The organism is Actinoplanes sp. NPDC089786, from assembly GCF_040684855.1.
Classification (GTDB): Bacteria; Actinomycetota; Actinomycetes; order Mycobacteriales; family Micromonosporaceae; genus Actinoplanes.
In genome coordinates this window covers 256711-272310 of sequence record NZ_JBFBGU010000006.1, presented here as the reverse complement: position 1 = coordinate 272310, position 15600 = coordinate 256711, and the positions used below count along the sequence as shown (strand labels likewise).

The window sequence follows — 15600 nt, the reverse complement described above, 5'->3', positions numbered from 1 at the left end:
TCTACGCGGTGACACTCAGGAGGAACTCGGCCGCCGGCAGGGCGAAGACGGCCACCACGCCGGCCATGCGCGGGATCGTCGGCGTGCGCGCGAGAATCGCGTAGGCCACCACCACGACCGGCGCCATCCCCCACTGGAACGCCACCGGGTGGTAGCTCAGCCACAGCGCGGTGGCCACCACCCACATCACCAGCCCCGCCCGATAGCACCGCTCCGCGCCCCACCGCACCGCCGACGTGATCAGCCCCGCCGCGCGATCGGCGCCCTCGTCGAGCACCGTGGTCGGCAGATAGAGCGCCGCCGCGAGCAACAACCCCAAGATCACCCAGATCATCGGGTACGCCGTGACGGGCCGATGCAGCGCCCATCCCGCGGCCGGCGCCAGCACCCCGACGACCAGCGCGTTCACGGCCACGTCGAAGCCCGGCCGCGCCTTGAGCCGCAGCGGCGGCGCGCTGTAGGCCCACCCCAGCCCGAGCACCACGACCGCACCGGCCAGGAAGACCGGCCCCAGTGCCGCCGCCACGACCAGCGTGGCGGCGGCACTCCCCCGGTGCCAGCGCCGCAGCAGGTCCGGGCTGAGCTGCCCGGTGACCAGCGGCGCTGTGGCCTTGCGCGGATTGACCCGGTCGCTGGGCAGGTCGTACAGGTCGTTCTGGGCCAGCACGGTCGTCCACACCAGCGGACCCAGCAGCACGGCCAGCAGCACGGCCCGGCCCGGCGGCAGGAGCTGCCCACCGGCCAGCACCGACCCGAGAAAGGCCCCGCCCCAGCCCAGCGGCCAGAACCACGGCCGGGCCAGCCGGATCATCGCTGCCGTCCGGATTCTCGCTGCCGTCCGAGCCAGTGCCACCATGCCCTGAACGCTAGGAATTTCCGGCGGCCGCGTGATCCCGCGCGAGCGCGAACCGCCTCCCCCTGGCGAGGGAGCCCGCTACGTGGCCGACCAGCGGATCACGGTGCGCGTACGCAGAGCGACCTTGCCGTTGATCTTGACCCGGTACTTCTCGGTCACCGTGCGCCGCGTCTGCCACTGCTTCGACTCCGCCTTCCGGCCGCCGCGCTCGACCGTGACCGGGCGCAGGTACCACCAGCGCCCTTCGGTGCCGGCCGGGCCGAACAGGCGGATGTACTTCGTTGTCGCCCGGAACGGGTCATCCGTCATCGGCCACGGCGCGCCGCCGACGTTCAGCAGCGGCTGCAGCGCGCGGTACCAGGTCCAGGCCATCTTCTGGTAGCCGAACTCGTTCGGGTGCAGCCGGTCCAGCAGGTCGGTCCCGTCGACGCCGGTCTGGTCGACCAGGCCCACCCGCTCCCCCTTGCTCGCGACCACGGCCGGGATCCGCGCGTTGTAGGCGTCGATCTGCTTCGAGTACATCCGGCGGGCGGTCTCGTCGTTCGACCCGACGACCTTCGCCACCAGCACCCGCACGTCCGGCGACGCGGCCAGCAGCTGGCCGATGAGCAGGCTCAGCCGATCCGCCGCGCCGACCGCCTCCGCGGCGCTGCGCATGTCATTCGTCCCGATGTGCAGCAGCACGATGTCGGGCCGATAGGTCGCCATCCACCCGTCGGCCTCCGCGGCGATCTGCCGGATCCGCCAGCCCGAGTGCCCTTCGTTGTCCCGGTCGACGCCGGCCTCGGCGCCGGACGACTGCGACCCCACGAAGTCGACGTCCACGCCGGCGGCACGGAGCCGCTGCTGCAGTGCGACGCGGTACGACCCCATCCGCACCGACCCGATCCCGTACGTGATCGAGTCACCGAGCGGCATGATCCGCACCGGCCCCGAGCCGTCCTCCGCCACCGGCTGCGTCTCCAGGCCGCTCTCCGCCGCCGGCACCGTCTCCGGGCCGGCCTCCGGCGCCGTCTCCGAGCCGGCCTCCGCCACGGTCGCCGCGACCGCCGGCGTCGCACCGGGCAGGGCCACGGCACACGCGCCGGCGCCGCCGACCACGGACAGAGCGACGACGGACGCCAGGGCCAGACGCAACGTGTTCATGCCCTTCGTTATCGAACGCGAGCGGGAGCGGATTGAGCACACTCCCGGTGCGGTTCAGGAGCCCCGCGGCCTACAGCCCCTCGACGATCAGCGTGATCTTCCCGTCGTCCTCGAGCCAGAAGTCCTGGACCATGCCGGTCATCAGGACGTCGCCGCCCAGACTCCACCGGACCGGCGAGGCGAGCACCTGCTCCCTCGAATAGGCGTCCAGGGCTCCGGGCTTGAGGTGCAGGTCGAAGCGGACCGGCTCGTCGGACACTGCGGCTCCTGACGTCGAGGATCGAGGGAAGCCCGGACCGTACGTGAGCTTTGCCCCGCTTCCGTCGCACCGGCTGTGCGGGCGCTGGTGGCTCGCCGAAGTGTCGTACCGCCGTGGCATGCTGGCGCCCGTGATCGTGGAGTTCGAGTCCGAGCTGTGGGTCTGGGCGGCCCGGCGCGACGACAGCTGGACCTTCGTGAGCCTGCCCGTGGACGAGTCCGAGGAACTCCGCGAGCTGGTCGGCGGCCTGGCCCGCGGCTTCGGCTCGGTGCGGGTCCGCGCGGCCATCGGCGGCAGCAACTGGCGTACGTCGATCTTCCCCGACGCCGCCCGCCGGTGCTACGTGCTGCCGGTGAAGAAGGCGATCCGCCGGGCCGAGAAGCTCAACCCCGGCGACACCACCCTGATCACCGTCGAGACCGTCGATGTTTGACCACCTGGTGGCCGAGATCGGCGCCGACCCCCAGGTCGTGGGCATCGTCCTGACCGGCTCCCACGCCCGGGGCACCGCCACCGACCGATCAGACATCGACCTGTGCGTCGTCACCCACGCCCCCCGTGAGCGCCGCCGCGAAAAGGTGATCGACGAGTTCTCCCGCACCCCCCGGCAGTTGGCCGACACCAGCGACACCTACCAGCGCTACACCTTCCGCGGCGCGCGTGTCCTCCTCGACCGAGGCGGCGTCCAGCCCTTGGTCGACCAGCAGGCCACGCCCACCCCCGCCGAGGCGCGAACCTGGGCCCGCGACAACCTCGACGGTTACGTCAACTTCCTCTACCGCGCCGCGAAGTCCCAACGCGACGGCCACCCCACCGCGGCCGCCCTCGACCTGGCGGAAAGCATCCCGTGGCTGCTGACCACGGTCTTCGCGCTGCACGGCCGGCTGCGGCCGTACAACAAGTATCTGTCCTGGGAGTTGGAGAAGTTCCCGCTCGGCGACCCATGGAACGCCCTGCCCGAACGAGCTTCAACCCACCCGGCGTCCCTCTTCCCCGACGTGGAACGCCTGGCCCGAACGCAAGGCCACGCCGACCTACTCGACTCCTGGGGCGACGACCTGTCCTTGATTCACCGCTCCTTCGACCCCAGCCGCGGCATCATCCGCTGAACCCCCAACGCGACCACCCCGAGCACAAGACCCAGCAACGCGTTGAACACCGGAATAGCCACGTATCCCGGCAACGGAATAGCTTCGGCCGAGGCAAGAACCGGCTGCAGAGACAGGTTCAAGAGAATCGCGAACACTCCATAAGCAACCCCGGCCACGCCCAGCGTAAGAACCGGATTCCCCACCCGCGCCACCACAACAGCCACCACCTGAACCACACAGATGACCACGGTGACCACAATCGGCCCGACCGGCTTCCCCAACACCCCACCGTCAAAGGCGCCGACAACACTGAGCACCGGCCGAACCAACCCGAACAACCCCAACACCACTGCAAGCCGAAAATTCATACCGCCGACGCTAGAAACCCCGGCGCCCCCACGAATCCGCTCAGTGTCGACGATCCAGCCGGGGTTTCCCCTGAGTTCCGACCCGCATGCCTGCGGCGCAAACCCAGTCCTGACGTTCGAAGGCCCAGCTCAACGACTATGAGCTGGGCCACCATCAGGAGGGCGACGGACGAGTCGGCCTGTACGCCGGACTATGTGCGGCGCGGCTGTGTTGAGCTGCGGAAACGGCGGTGCAGAGCCCGTCTAGGGCGTCGCCAGGGCGTGGGTGCCTTCTTGGCTGCCCCGAACAGGGCATCGATTGCCGCGCGAGTGCGTTCCTCATTGGCCGGCATGAGGTGTGTGTAGGTCCGCAGGGTGAAACCGGGATCGGCGTGGCCGAGATACGCAGCGAGTGCCTTGACCGTCTCGCCAGCGTCGAGGAGGGCGGAGGCGTAAAAGTGGCGGAGCGCGTGCATCCCGATCGCACGAGTTCGCTCGATCCCGGCCTGTTCCACTGCCGGGTGCCAGACGTCCGGGTTGAAGTCGCTGCGATTGATCGCGTTATTTCGCGTCGTGGTGAACAGCAGCGTTGCGGTAACACGGCCCGCGTTCCGGGATCCTCCCAGGGCAGGGCGACTGCGACGGGCGGTACTTCGGCAATGTGCGTCGCGAGCCTTCCTGCTACGACATCGGACAACGGGATTTCGTCGTTCCTTGTTGTTCTTCGGCAGGCCGTAGACGAGCCTGGAACGCACCCGTTTCACCTGCCGCCGCACGTGGAGCCAGCCGCCGATCAGGTCGAGGTCGTCGACGGCCAGGCCGAAGATTTCCCCCTGCCGTAGCTCGCACCCACTGTCTAGTACTCCAGCAGGAGATCCGTTCTGACCTGCGGTGACGGTGCGGGTTTGTCCGTGAGCAGCAAGCAGCCACCGTCGAGTCTCAGTGGTTGTGTGGACCTCAAAAGATGCGGCGGTGGCTGCCGCCTACAGAGTAGACGCCCAGCGATGGGCTGAGCTGTTCGAAGAGCTGCTGGACACGATCGAGGAACGCTTCACCCGCCCGGAACCGCGGCGTCGGGTCAGGGACTTCATCTCGGGATTGCTGGCGCCTTTACCAGTCAAGAACTGCTGGACGATCGCGGAACACGCCGGTGACGATGGGCCAGGTGGGATGCAGGATTTGATCGGCCGGGCCAGCTGGGACGACGCCGGAGTCCGCGCTGATGTCCGAGACTTCATCGCCGCCCGACTCGGCCATCCCGACGGGGTTCTGCTGGTCGACGAGACTGGCGATCTGAAGAAAGGCACCCACACCGTCGGGGTGCAACGGCAGTACTCCGGCACCGCTGGGAAGATCGAGAACTGCCAGCTCGCGGTGCATCTGTCCTATGCGGCACCGGCCGGGCACACTCTGCTCGATGTGGCCCTCTACCTGCCGAAATCCTGGACCGATGAACCGCAACGACGCGTTGAGGCAGGAGTGCCTGACACCGTCGCCTTCGCGACGAAACCGCAGCTGGCTCGGCGGCTGATCGAGACCGCGGTGGCCGGTGGCCTGCCGTGTCGATGGGTCGCCGGCGACGAGGCCTACGGCGGTGACCCGAACCTCGCCCTGGCGCTGCGCGGCCTGCGGCTCGGCTACGTCCTCGCGGTCGCCTGCTCGCATCGCGTCGCGACCGGCCTCGGTGTCGCGCGGGCCGACCGGATCGCTGACGGTCTGCCTAAGCAAGCCTGGCAGCGGATGTCCGCCGGCGCCGGCGCAAAGGGATTCCGTTACTACGACTGGGCCTTCATCACCCTGCCGCACACCGCCGACCAGCACACAGGTCACCATTGGCTGCTGAACCGCCGTAACCGCACCACCGGCGAACTGGCCTTCTACCGCTGCCGGTCACCCGAACTCGTCGCCTTGCACCAACTGGTCGCAGTCGCCGGCCGTCGCTGGAGTATCGAGGAATCGTTCCAGGCCACCAAGACCGGCCTCGGTCTGGACCAGCATCAGCACCGCCGCTGGAAAGCCTGGCACCGCTGGACCACCCTGGTCATCGCCGCCCACGCCTTCCTCGCCGCCACCACCACGGTCAGCACCGAAAGTCCGGACGGCCTGATCGACATCACCGTCAACGAACTCCGCCGACTGTTCCACGCCTTGATCCTCGACCCCGCACGACGCGTCGCCGACGCCATCGCCTGGTCCATCTACCGCCGTCGGCACCAAGACGCGGCCAAGACCAGCCACTACGCCCGGCAAGCCCTCACCGAGCCCTAAAACGGATCTCCCGCTGGAGTACTAGGTCGACCATCGGTTGGTACCGGGCCGGGACGGCAGCGCGGATGGTTCGGACATGCAGTGAGCGGCGCCGAGACGCAGGCGGACCGCGCGCTGAGCTGGCCGAACTCTTAGTCAGTGAGAGCGACGCGGCAGGGCCCGGACTCGGAGATCCATCGGTCGGACGTTACTGCGATCTTGGCGTCTATCTTGAGATCACTCGACAAGGTTCGACCCGCAGGCCCAATCGAACACGTTCGTGCGGTTGAACGTGGAGACCCGGACGGCGATCGATTCCCGCGCACCAAGCTGCATGACGATGCCACCGTCGCACAGTTCCAAGTCGACAGAGCTGACACAAGCTCAGCCGCCATGGACAGCGTCAGGGACGCAGCTGTCAGGGTTCGTGAGAAGTTTCTATACGGGTTCAAGGCGGCCCGCTTCGCGGGCCGCTCGCGCCGCCCAGCAGGGCCGGGCCGGAGGGCCGCCGCTCCGGGGACCCCGCGCCCCAGCCTTCGGCGGGCGCACCCCGGGCGGTTCCAGCCCGGCGGCAGGCGCGAACAGGAACAAAGTAAAGCCCTGGTCCGCATCTCAGAGGAGGGCCCAGGGCTTGGTTGCATTCGCGTTATGCGGATTTCTTGATGTGGCAGGTCGCAGCTAGGAGTGCTGCCTACGATCCGGGGAGTTCCGGCAAGTTCGCCGAGCTTGCGGGACCGACGTACCCCCACGGAGGAGGGCAGCTCTATGACACTCGCTGACTTGAAGGCCAGGTACGAAGCGCTCAAGATTCAAGCGGGTCAGCTAGCGACAGGCACGGCCCGAGATGTGCAGAAGGGCATCGAAACCGACGACTGGAACGACGCGATTGCCTCATCAACGGGACCCCTTGCGGCGGTGGTGGCGGAGGCAGAGGAAGTTCAGCAGCAGATCGCCATGCTGGAGAAGGAGTGAACTGATCGGGTTGAGGAATCCTTTCTCGTTCCCCCTCAGGGACCCCCAAATACGTCCTCGCCGGACGGGCAGGCTCCCGGGATGACTGAAACTGCGCCGCTCGCGCTCTGTAATTGTGCTGCGGTTCGGAGCGGTGTGGGGGGCCTGTGGGCTGCCCGGTTCGGGGCGTCTCTGGGGCGTCGGGGCGTCTCTGGGGTGTCGGGGCGTCTCTGGGGTGTCAGGCGCCGCCCAATGTTGACCAACGCTGACTAGCGACACCTACATATAAGGAGAGGTCAGTGCCGCCCTCGCGATCGTGACCTTGAGGGCGACGGACGAGTCGGCCTGTACGCCGGATTCTGTGACCGGTGCCGGAGCACCGCGGCGGTCATCCATCTCGGCCTGCCGTTGCCGACAGGCTCTTGCGGCCTACCCGCAGGCTCGGGCGAGCAGCCCTCGAACGCCTGCGCCGGCCACCCCCGGCCCGTGGGCCGTGAGCAGCCTTGCTTGGCCTTGCTCCGGGTGGGGTTTACCGAGCCATCCCGGTCGCCCGGGATGCTGGTGAGCTCTTACCTCACCGTTTCACCCTTACCGGCGGGGGCGAACCCCCGTCGGCGGTTTGCTTTCTGTGGCACTTTCCCGCGGGTCGCCCCGGGTTGCCGTTAACAACCACCCTGCTCTGCGGAGTCCGGACGTTCCTCGGCGGCATCCGTCAAGGATGCCGACGCGACCGCCCAGCCGACTCGTCCGTCGCGACGCCCAGTCTACGGTGCCCGTAGATTCAACCTTGCCATGGACCTTGGACACGTACTTCTGCTGCTCCTCGCCGGCCTGCTCGCCGGCGGGGTGAACGCGCTCGCCGGCGGCGGGTCGCTGATCACTTTCCCGAGTCTGATCGTGACGGGTCTGCCGACGGTCGAGGCGAACGTCACGAACTCCGTCTCGGTGTTCCCGGGCTACGTCTCGAGCGTGTTCGGGAGCCGGCACGATCTGGCCGGGCAACGCCGGCGCATCCCGGCGGTGCTGCCGGCGTGTGTCGTGGGTTCCGCCGCCGGTTGTGCGTTGTTGCTGCTCACACCCGCTCGGGCGTTCGAGTTGATCGTTCCGTTCCTGGTGCTGGGGGCGGCCGCGACGCTGTTCTTCCAGGATCGGCTGCGTGGCCTGGTCGGGCATCCGCGTGCGCTGAGCCCGCGCCGCCGGGCGATCACCCTGCAGGTGGTCGTCCTCATCGGCGCCGTCTACGGCGGTTATTTCGGGGCCGCGCTGGGCGTCATGTATGTCGCGGCGCTCGCCCTGGTCCTCGACGAGACGCTCAATCGCATCAATGCCCTGAAGAATGTCCTGTCCGCCACCGTGGGCGCCGTCACCGTTGTCGTGTTCGCGATCTTCGGCCCGGTCAATTGGCTGGCCGTGCTGATTCTCGCTCCGGCGACAATCGTCGGCGGGTACGCCGGAGCACGCCTCGCCCGCCGCCTCCCGGCCCGGGTTCTGAAGGCGCTGATCGTCACCTTCGGCACGACAATCGGCCTGATCCTGCTGGTGCGGGCCTTCGCCTGATCCAAAAAGCCTGATCTAAAAAAAGGGGGGGTGCGGGCCTTCGCCTGACCCGGAAAAAGGCCACCGCCTGACCCGAACGAGGGTCACCCGGTTGGCGGGCCGTGCCACGCTGGCCGGGTGTCCGAGGAATTCGCCGATCAGTTTCTCGAACAACTGCAGGCCGAAACGTACGCCCGCCTGGGAATCACGCCCGACTTCGAGAGCCTTTCCGCTCCGCCCGGAATGGCCGTGACCGTATGGGAGCAGTCTCTCGGGCGCCCGCTCACCCCGGCCGAGGTCCGCGAGGCCGAGGCCTTCCCCACCGCCGATTACGCCATGCGACCAACGAAATTCGAACACCCTTTCGCGTACGCGATGATGCGCACTCTGACCCGGCACATCGAGAAGGTGCTGGCCGACCACGACATCGGCCTGCCCAGCCGGCCGCGCTTCGGGACCCTGGCGACCGGCCAGGTCAACGCCATGACCGTCGCCGTTCCCGGCGGCGGCCATCTGGTGCTGCTCGAGAACGAGTTGCTGACCTTCGCCAACCTGATCTGCAAGGCCATCGTGCTGGCCTGCCCGGCGACGGAGGCCGAGGACGGCTGGTTCGGGTTCTCGACCGAGGCGCCGGCGCATCTCGACGAGGACGACACCGCCGTGGTCCGGTTCACCGAGACGCTCCTGGCCTATCTCGTCGACGGCCGCCCGGCCGCCGCCCCGCAGTATCTCCTCGGCAGCTGGCGCCAGCAGATTGTGACGTCGCTGCTCCGCGACGCCGTCGAGTTGTTCGTCGTGGGTCACGAGTACGGCCACATCATCGGCGGTCATCTCGGTTCGGCCCGGCTGCGGTCGGCCGGAGTGGTGCCGGTCGAGCAGGTCGACTACCCGTGGCAACAGGAGTACGAGGCGGACTACATCGGGGTCCACCTCGGCGTCCTGGCCATGCGCGAGAAGATCGAGGTCGACGCCGACTACGCCTTCTGTGGTTTCGAGATCTTCTTCAGCGCGCTGGACATCATGGACCGGGCCGCGAGCCTGCTGCAGTTCGGCGACGAGTCGGCCCGGCGGCTGGGCAGTCACCCGCCGAGCTTCGACCGCCGGGCGACGCTGCGCGACTCGGCCGTGCGCCTGGTCGGCGGGGACGAGTCGGGGCACCCGCTGGGGCTGGGCCGGGCGTACGCGGCGGTGCTGGACACCCTGTGGGAGCGGGCGCGGCCGGCCGTCGTGCGTGCGCGCCGGCACGGCGTACGCCTCGCACCGATGTGGACTTTCGCCCTGACCACCCCGGCCGCTCAGGAGGCGACGTGACACCCGACCGCGACACCCGGCGGATGCTGATCGTCGACAACGACGACGTCGACTTCGCCCGGCGCACCGCGGCCGAGCACGACGTGGCGCTGCAGCGGGTCGAGATGCGCGGTCTCGAGCCGGTGCTGACGACCACCCTGCTGCTGTTCGGCGCCGCGGCGGCGGTCGGGCTGGTGACGTCGCTGGTGGACCGGCACCGCGGCGGCCAGATCATCGACCTTCGCCCGGGTACGCCCAGGCCGGTCTACCGCAGCAAGGACGTGATCTTCGGCCTGGTCGTCATCTTCGCCCGGGACGGCCGGGTGACGGTCGAGGTGAAGGAGCCGGCCGGCATGTTCGGCCAGGTGCTCGAGGCGCTGACGGCGCTGCTCGGCGAGCTGGCCGGCGCCGGTGTCGCCGACATCGCTCCGGCGGTCACCGAGAAGGTCGGCGACGCCGCCCGGATCAGCACGGAATCAACCGGCTCACAGTGACGAGAGGCCGTCCGGCCCGATCGCGAAGATCACCTCGTGGGGCTGGCGGCGGAGCAGCGCCTCCTGCGGGGTCAGGCCGAGCAGGTGGCGCAGCAGCAGCCGGCTGACCATCTCGTGGGTGACGATCAGCGGGCGCCGGGCCGGGTCGGCCGCGATCTTCTGGAGCGCGCGTAACGCCCGCGGGTCGGCGTCGGCGTAGCTCTCGCCGCCGGGGAAGCGCCACTCGTACTTGTCCTCGGCCCGGTCCCACCACTCGGCCGGGTAGCGGGCCTCGATCTCGGTGTCGGTCAGGCCGGCGAAGGTTCCATGGTGGATCTCGGCCAGCTCGTCGACCACCACCACGGACAGGTCGAGGGCTTCGGCGATCAGCCGCGCGGTGGACGTCGCCCGGCCCTGGGGGCTGGTGAAGACCCGGTCGGCGCCGGTCGCGGTGACCGCGTGCCGGCGGGCCTGCTCGATGCCGACCGCGGTGAGCGGCGCGTCGAGCTGCCCCTGCCGGCGCCCGACCACGTTCCATTCCGTCTGGCCGTGGCGGGCCAGCAACACCCGCTCCCAGTTGCCGATCACCGCGTCAGTATGGCGAAGTCACCACGAGTAACCAACAGACCCCCATGAATCTTGTCCGGATGCCACCGGGTATGGCCCTCTCAGGCCGCCTGCACCCGGCCGCCGAGTTGCTGGGCGACCTCCAGATCGTTGCCTTCGAACCAGGTCTCGGCCACCTTGCCGCCGGTGAGGCGGAAGATGATGATGCCGGTCTCGTGCACCTTCTGGTCGGCCGCGGGCAGGTCCAGGTAGCCGCCGCGGTAGGTGGAGCGGACGGTGTAGCGGATCACAAGCCGGTCACCCGACTCGATGGCGTCCTCCATGACCGGTTCCTGGTCGGCGAAGGCCGTCGAATACCACTGCAGCCAGTCGATGAAGTCGTCGCGGGTGCCCGTGCCGCCCGGCCCGTGCGGCAGGTAGTCGTCGGTGGCCAGCTCGGCGAAGGCCTCCCGGTCGCCGCGTGCGCACATCTCGAACCAGGCCCGGGCGATCTCCTTCGGCTGCATGGCCTCACCTTGCCGGATCGAGCGGCATCCATGCCAGAAGACACGCGCTACGCCCAGGTACGGGCATACTCCGCAAAATCCGTGCTGTGCACCGGAATGACACAGATCAGAAGCCCGCCGGGTACGCGCAGCGTCCGGCACCCCTGCCAGCTGCCCACCTCGACGGCGCCGAGCCCCACCAGCCGTGCCGTCTCGGCGTCCACGTCGTCGGTCTCGATGTCCAGGTGATAGCGGGCGTCGCCGTCCTCCAGCGCCTGCACCGCCACACTGACATGCGGCAACGCCCCGGCCAGCGAGGTGTACTGCTCCTCCCCCGCCACCGGCGTGGCCGGCACCCCCAGCGCGGCCCCCCAGAACGCCGCGGCCGCCGCCGCTTCGCCGCCAGGAACATCGATCAACAGCGTGGACAACCGGCTCCGATGCATCCCGCGACGCTACCCCAGGACCGAAAAGCCCCGAACGGGCGATCTTGGTGAAGGAAGGCGTCGGAAAACGCAGGACTGGTTTGATCCTGGTCTTACCGCTGTAGTAGGAAGCTTTCGTGGCTGACGACGTATTGGGCACCATCGAAACGCAGGTCGCGATGTTGATGCGGCTTGGTGAGGCGACCCGCCGCGCTACCGATCTGAAGCCGCATCGCGCGCTCGACCGGTCGGCGTACGTGATTCTCCGGCATCTGGAGTCGGCCGGCCCGTTGAACGTGTCCGCCCTCGCCGACCGCCTCAACCTGGACGGCTCGACCGTCACCCGGCAGGTCACCGCCCTGGAGAACGCCGCCCTGGTGGAGCGCCGCCGCGACCCGAACGACGGCCGGGGCACGGTGATCGCGGCCACCGACCGCGGCCTGGAGCAGATGGAGGCGGTCCGGGTGGCCCGCCGCGCCGTCTACGACCGGGTGCTGCGGAGCTGGACCCCGGACGAGCGCGCCGCCCTGGCCACGACGCTGACCAGGTTCAACGGGTCGCTGGAGGAATACATGAGGGCGCCGCGCCCCTGAGGCGAGGGACGCGGCGCCGTGTTACCGGGAGCGGATCAGGTGGAGGAAGCCAGTTCGTCGTCGGGCTTGGCCCGCGAGGACTCCAGCCGCGGGTCGCCCTCGTCGGCGAAGTAGTCGTCCGCCGTGGTCGAGTCCACGCCGTCCGGTGTCTTGGCCGCCCGCAGGATCAGCGTCACCACGACCGCGACCAGCAGGTTGACCAGGACGGTCACGAAGCCGACGTAGATCGTCTTCTTGGTGTCGAACCCGAAGTCGGACAGCGGGAAGGCCGAGCCGCCGAAGTGCGCCCGCTTCGTCGCCAGGTTCGGGATCTGCCACAGCATCCAGAAGCCCAGGCCCATACCGGCCGCCCAGCCGGCGATCAGCCCGCCGCGGTGGAACCACCGGGTGAACAGGCCGAGCGCCACCGCGGGGGCGGTCTGCAGGATGATGACGCCGCCGATCAGCTGCAGGTCGATGGAGAACTGCGGATCGAGGAAGATGATGAAGCCGACCGCGCCGACCTTGACCAGCAGCGACGTGATCTTGGCGACCGACGCCTCCTGCGCGTGGGTGGCGTCCTTGCGGAAGTACTCCTTGTAGATGTTGCGGGTGAACAGGTTGGCCGCGGCGATCGACATGATCGCGGCCGGGACCAGCGCGCCGATGCCGATGGCGGCGAACGCGATCCCGGCGAACCAGGACGGGAACTGCGTGTCGAACAGCAGCGGGACGACAGTGTTGCTGTCGACCGTGCCCTCCCGGGCGCCGGGCAGCGGCTTGACGCCGGCCGAGATGGCCGCGTAACCGAGCAGCGCCAGCAGCCCGAGCAGGAAGCTGTAGGCGGGCAGCGCCGACATGTTCCGCTTGATCACGCTGCGGTTCTTGCTGGCCAGCACGCCGGTGATGGAGTGCGGGTAGAGGAACAGCGCGAGCGCCGACCCGATGGCCAGGGTGAAGTACTGCAGCTGGTTGTTGGCGTTGAGCGTGATGCCGTCGCCGGGCGCCGGTGAGGCATTGAACTTGGCCTGCGCGTCGTCGAAGATGCTGCCCCAGCCGCCCAGCTTGTAGGGCAGGTAGATCACCGCGACCAGGATCACGATGTAGATCAGCGTGTCCTTGACGAAGGCGATCAGCGCGGGGGCGCGCAGACCCGACTGATAGGTGTACGCGGCCAGGATCGCGAACGCGATGATGATCGGCGCGTGCCGGGCGATCACGCTGTCCCCGGTCATGCCCATCGTCTTGAGGACCGCTTCGATGCCGATCAACTGCAGCGCGATGTACGGCATGGTGGCCACGATGCCGGTGATCGCGATCAACAGCGCCAGCGTGGGCGAACCGAACCGGTTGCGCACGAAGTCGGCCGGGGTGACGAAGCCGTGGCGGTGCGACACCGACCAGAGCCGGATCAGGATCAGGAAGAACATCGGGTAGATCACGATGGTGTACGGCACGGCGAAGAACCCGGCCGCGCCGGCGCCGAAGATCAGCGCGGGGACCGCCACGAAGGTGTACGCGGTGTAGAGGTCGCCACCGACCAGGAACCAGGTGATCCAGCCGCCGAAGCTGCGCCCGCCCAGCCCCCACTCGTCGAGGTGGGCCATGTCCTTCGGCGCCCGCCACCGCGCGGCGACGAAGCCCATCGCGCTGACCAGCAGGAACAACAGCGCGAAGACGATGATCTGGGTGATGTGCTCGCCCATTGGGTCACCGCCTCTTCGTGGTCATCTTGTAGACCACGGTCGTGGTGATCACGCCGAGGAGGATGAACGAGAACTGGATCCAGTAGAAGGCCGGGAATCCCCACAGCCGCGGTGAGTCGAAGTTGAAGAGCGGGGTGATCAACGGCACCACGATGGGGATGACGAGCAACCAGTTCCACGGGCTGCGGTCACTCCGCGGCTGAGGCGTTGGTTCGGACATGGGCGGGACCGTCCCGTGAGCAGCGACAGGGTAATCGTGAGGTTAACGACGACACCGGTTCTTAACCGATCTTCCTGCGCCGAACGGCTCCGGTGGTGCGCCGAACGGCACCACCGGAAAGCCGCTCCTACCGCAATCCGCGCGCGATCGTCCTGGTCAGCGTGGCATTCGCGTCGTCGCCGTCCAGCGACCACACCATGGCGCCGCCGAGGCCCTTGTTCTTGATGTAGTTCGTCTTCTGGAGCAGCTGCTCCGGGTCGTCGAACGTCCAGAAGGTGGTGCCGTTGTAGAGATAGGTGTGTCCGGCGCGCTTGTCGCGGTACACCGTGTACCCCTCGGCCGGCAGGTTCTTCAGCGTCTTGTAGTCCTCGGTGCCCGCCGCGAAGAGGCCGGGCGCCGGGCCGGTGGCCGCGCCGAAGAGCCCGTCGGTCACCCCGGTCCAGCCCTGGCCGTAGTAGGGAACGCCGAGCACCAGCCGGCCGCGCGGGGCGCCCCGGTCGAGCCAGGTGTCGATCGTGGTGGTGATCGAGAAGTCGGGGTTGTCGGGCGCCCCGGCCGGCACGCGCAGCGCCGACTGCTGGTTGGCCCGCTGCTCCCACGATCCGTGGAAGTCGTAGCCCTGCACCGTACCGAAGTCGAGGTAGTTGAAGATCTTGTCGGCCTCGAAGCCGGCGTCGATCTTGGCCGGGGCGGCCGGCAGGAACGCGGTCAGCTCGTACTTGTGGTGCCGGGCGCGCCCGAGGCGGTCCAGCGAGTCGCGGAAGGTGGCCAGCAGCCGGGTGAAGTTGTGCTTGTCCTCGGGCCGGATCACGTTGCCGGCGTTGCCCTCCGAGCCGGGCCATTCCCAGTCGAGGTCGATGCCGTCGAAGATGCCGGCCGCGGCGCCCGGCGCGGCGCCGGGCAGGTTGCCCCGCAGCCACAGGTCCACGCACGAGTCGACCAGGCGCCGGCGGGACTGCCCGGTGGCGGCGGCGTCGGAGAACCACTTGGACAGCGTCCAGCCGCCCAGCGAGATCAGCACCCGCAGCCGCGGGTTGGCCGCCTTGAGCTCGGCGAGCTGGTTGAGGTTGCCGGCGATCGGCTGCCCGGCCACGTCGGCGACGCCGTCCACGCTGGTCTCGGCCGGGAACGGCACCTGCCAGTCGGCCCACGGGTCGGCCGAGGCGCAGAGGCCGTCCTCGGTGACGTTGCCGAACGCGTAGTTGATGTGGGTCAGCTTGCTCGCCGCGCCCGAGGTCTGCAGGTTCGCGACCGGGAACTGACGACCGTAGATGCCCCACTGGGTGAAATATCCGACCTTGACGTACGGACGGCTGTGCGCCTGCGCCGGGGCGGCGGCGACGGTGAGCGACACCAGCATGGCGGCGCCCACGGCGAGAAGACGGCGGAGCGGACTTCGCATGAGCACTCCAACAGTGAAGAAAGTTTC

19 protein-coding genes and 1 other RNA gene are annotated in these 15600 nt (G+C 68.7%); 8 read left to right on the top strand and 12 right to left on the bottom strand.

Features of this window, described 5'->3' with window-relative positions; genetic code table 11:
- Position 1 precedes the first annotated feature (1 nt).
- From AB0O15_RS21695 to AB0O15_RS21685, 3 genes are all read right to left on the bottom strand, one after another.
- Complete coding sequence (locus AB0O15_RS21695; RefSeq protein WP_364321143.1) at positions 2–856, bottom strand: UbiA family prenyltransferase; 855 nt, start codon at positions 854–856, stop codon at positions 2–4.
- Between the two features lie 78 nt (positions 857–934).
- The gene (locus AB0O15_RS21690; protein ID WP_364321140.1) at positions 935–2002 is read right to left on the bottom strand and encodes an SGNH/GDSL hydrolase family protein; all 1068 of its coding nucleotides are present in this window, start codon (positions 2000–2002) and stop codon (positions 935–937) included.
- Between the two features lie 70 nt (positions 2003–2072).
- A complete protein-coding gene (locus tag AB0O15_RS21685) occupies positions 2073–2261 on the bottom strand; it encodes a hypothetical protein (RefSeq protein ID WP_364321137.1) in 189 nt (62 codons plus the stop codon).
- Between the two features lie 130 nt (positions 2262–2391).
- Here AB0O15_RS21685 and AB0O15_RS21680 point away from each other — a divergent pair, with 130 nt between their 5' ends.
- The gene (locus tag AB0O15_RS21680) at positions 2392–2694 is read left to right on the top strand and encodes a DUF1905 domain-containing protein (protein ID WP_364321313.1); all 303 of its coding nucleotides are present in this window, start codon (positions 2392–2394) and stop codon (positions 2692–2694) included.
- Positions 2687–3370 carry a nucleotidyltransferase domain-containing protein gene (locus tag AB0O15_RS21675; protein WP_364321134.1) on the top strand — a complete coding sequence of 228 codons (684 nt, stop codon included), beginning with the start codon at positions 2687–2689 and terminating at the stop codon, positions 3368–3370. Before AB0O15_RS21680 ends, AB0O15_RS21675 begins: the two co-directional genes overlap by 8 nt.
- Here AB0O15_RS21675 and AB0O15_RS21670 read toward each other — a convergent pair.
- Both AB0O15_RS21670 and AB0O15_RS21665 read right to left on the bottom strand, forming a co-directional pair.
- Positions 3331–3720, bottom strand: a complete 390-nt coding sequence (locus tag AB0O15_RS21670) for a hypothetical protein (RefSeq protein WP_364321131.1) — start codon at positions 3718–3720, stop codon at positions 3331–3333. The genes AB0O15_RS21675 and AB0O15_RS21670 overlap by 40 nt on opposite strands.
- A 191-nt stretch (positions 3721–3911) precedes the next feature.
- Complete coding sequence (locus tag AB0O15_RS21665) at positions 3912–4493, bottom strand: tyrosine-type recombinase/integrase (RefSeq protein ID WP_364321310.1); 582 nt, start codon at positions 4491–4493, stop codon at positions 3912–3914.
- Between the two features lie 235 nt (positions 4494–4728).
- Between AB0O15_RS21665 and AB0O15_RS21660 the strand changes: the two genes are divergently transcribed.
- Both AB0O15_RS21660 and AB0O15_RS21655 read left to right on the top strand, forming a co-directional pair.
- Entirely contained in the window at positions 4729–5967 is a 1239-nt protein-coding gene (locus tag AB0O15_RS21660) for an IS701 family transposase (RefSeq protein WP_364321307.1), read from the top strand.
- A 744-nt stretch (positions 5968–6711) separates the two neighbouring features.
- Positions 6712–6918 (top strand): hypothetical protein, encoded by a 207-nt coding sequence (locus tag AB0O15_RS21655; protein ID WP_364321128.1) that lies wholly within the window; start codon positions 6712–6714, stop codon positions 6916–6918.
- Between the two features lie 311 nt (positions 6919–7229).
- Here AB0O15_RS21655 and rnpB read toward each other — a convergent pair.
- Positions 7230–7643: RNase P RNA component class A (gene rnpB / locus AB0O15_RS21650), an RNA gene on the bottom strand.
- Between the two features lie 46 nt (positions 7644–7689).
- Here rnpB and AB0O15_RS21645 point away from each other — a divergent pair.
- The 3 genes from AB0O15_RS21645 to AB0O15_RS21635 all read left to right on the top strand — a co-directional run bounded on the left by AB0O15_RS21645 (position 7690) and on the right by AB0O15_RS21635 (position 10217).
- Positions 7690–8454 carry a sulfite exporter TauE/SafE family protein gene (locus tag AB0O15_RS21645; protein ID WP_364321125.1) on the top strand — a complete coding sequence of 255 codons (765 nt, stop codon included), beginning with the start codon at positions 7690–7692 and terminating at the stop codon, positions 8452–8454.
- A 117-nt stretch (positions 8455–8571) separates the two neighbouring features.
- Entirely contained in the window at positions 8572–9744 is a 1173-nt protein-coding gene (locus tag AB0O15_RS21640; protein WP_364321122.1) for a hypothetical protein, read from the top strand.
- Positions 9741–10217 carry a hypothetical protein gene (locus AB0O15_RS21635; protein WP_364321119.1) on the top strand — a complete coding sequence of 159 codons (477 nt, stop codon included), beginning with the start codon at positions 9741–9743 and terminating at the stop codon, positions 10215–10217. Before AB0O15_RS21640 ends, AB0O15_RS21635 begins: the two co-directional genes overlap by 4 nt.
- Here AB0O15_RS21635 and AB0O15_RS21630 read toward each other — a convergent pair.
- From AB0O15_RS21630 to AB0O15_RS21620, 3 genes are all read right to left on the bottom strand, one after another.
- The gene (locus tag AB0O15_RS21630; protein ID WP_364321116.1) at positions 10209–10784 is read right to left on the bottom strand and encodes a histidine phosphatase family protein; all 576 of its coding nucleotides are present in this window, start codon (positions 10782–10784) and stop codon (positions 10209–10211) included. The genes AB0O15_RS21635 and AB0O15_RS21630 overlap by 9 nt on opposite strands.
- A gap of 80 nt (positions 10785–10864) precedes the next feature.
- A complete protein-coding gene (locus tag AB0O15_RS21625) occupies positions 10865–11269 on the bottom strand; it encodes an ester cyclase (protein ID WP_364321113.1) in 405 nt (134 codons plus the stop codon).
- Positions 11270–11316: 47 nt separating this feature from the next.
- Positions 11317–11694 carry a VOC family protein gene (locus tag AB0O15_RS21620; RefSeq protein WP_364321111.1) on the bottom strand — a complete coding sequence of 126 codons (378 nt, stop codon included), beginning with the start codon at positions 11692–11694 and terminating at the stop codon, positions 11317–11319.
- A gap of 116 nt (positions 11695–11810) precedes the next feature.
- Here AB0O15_RS21620 and AB0O15_RS21615 point away from each other — a divergent pair, with 116 nt between their 5' ends.
- Positions 11811–12266: a MarR family transcriptional regulator gene (locus AB0O15_RS21615; RefSeq protein ID WP_364321107.1), complete on the top strand. Its 456-nt coding sequence runs from the start codon at positions 11811–11813 to the stop codon at positions 12264–12266.
- A 35-nt stretch (positions 12267–12301) separates the two neighbouring features.
- Here AB0O15_RS21615 and mctP read toward each other — a convergent pair whose 3' ends face one another.
- The 3 genes from mctP to AB0O15_RS21600 all read right to left on the bottom strand — a co-directional run bounded on the left by mctP (position 12302) and on the right by AB0O15_RS21600 (position 15573).
- Positions 12302–13951: a monocarboxylate uptake permease MctP gene (mctP, locus tag AB0O15_RS21610; RefSeq protein ID WP_364321104.1), complete on the bottom strand. Its 1650-nt coding sequence runs from the start codon at positions 13949–13951 to the stop codon at positions 12302–12304.
- A 4-nt stretch (positions 13952–13955) separates the two neighbouring features.
- Entirely contained in the window at positions 13956–14171 is a 216-nt protein-coding gene (locus AB0O15_RS21605; RefSeq protein ID WP_364321101.1) for a DUF3311 domain-containing protein, read from the bottom strand.
- 127 nt (positions 14172–14298) lie between these two features.
- The gene (locus AB0O15_RS21600; protein ID WP_364321098.1) at positions 14299–15573 is read right to left on the bottom strand and encodes a glycoside hydrolase family 18 protein; all 1275 of its coding nucleotides are present in this window, start codon (positions 15571–15573) and stop codon (positions 14299–14301) included.
- Positions 15574–15600 lie beyond the last annotated feature (27 nt).

Bases quoted from the DNA above. Each gene is read 5' to 3' on its own strand.
- AB0O15_RS21655 (WP_364321128.1), top strand. From the start codon at position 6,712: ATGACACTCGCTGACTTGAAGGCCAGGTACGAAGCGCTCAAGATTCAA.
- AB0O15_RS21690 (WP_364321140.1), bottom strand. From the start codon at position 2,002: ATGAACACGTTGCGTCTGGCCCTGGCGTCCGTCGTCGCTCTGTCCGTG.
- AB0O15_RS21675 (WP_364321134.1), top strand. From the start codon at position 2,687: ATGTTTGACCACCTGGTGGCCGAGATCGGCGCCGACCCCCAGGTCGTG.
- AB0O15_RS21605 (WP_364321101.1), bottom strand. From the start codon at position 14,171: ATGTCCGAACCAACGCCTCAGCCGCGGAGTGACCGCAGCCCGTGGAAC.
- AB0O15_RS21670 (WP_364321131.1), bottom strand. From the start codon at position 3,720: ATGAATTTTCGGCTTGCAGTGGTGTTGGGGTTGTTCGGGTTGGTTCGG.
- AB0O15_RS21600 (WP_364321098.1), bottom strand. From the start codon at position 15,573: ATGCGAAGTCCGCTCCGCCGTCTTCTCGCCGTGGGCGCCGCCATGCTG.
- AB0O15_RS21695 (WP_364321143.1), bottom strand. From the start codon at position 856: ATGGTGGCACTGGCTCGGACGGCAGCGAGAATCCGGACGGCAGCGATG.
- AB0O15_RS21645 (WP_364321125.1), top strand. From the start codon at position 7,690: ATGGACCTTGGACACGTACTTCTGCTGCTCCTCGCCGGCCTGCTCGCC.
- AB0O15_RS21620 (WP_364321111.1), bottom strand. From the start codon at position 11,694: ATGCATCGGAGCCGGTTGTCCACGCTGTTGATCGATGTTCCTGGCGGC.
- mctP (WP_364321104.1), bottom strand. From the start codon at position 13,951: ATGGGCGAGCACATCACCCAGATCATCGTCTTCGCGCTGTTGTTCCTG.
- AB0O15_RS21625 (WP_364321113.1), bottom strand. From the start codon at position 11,269: ATGCAGCCGAAGGAGATCGCCCGGGCCTGGTTCGAGATGTGCGCACGC.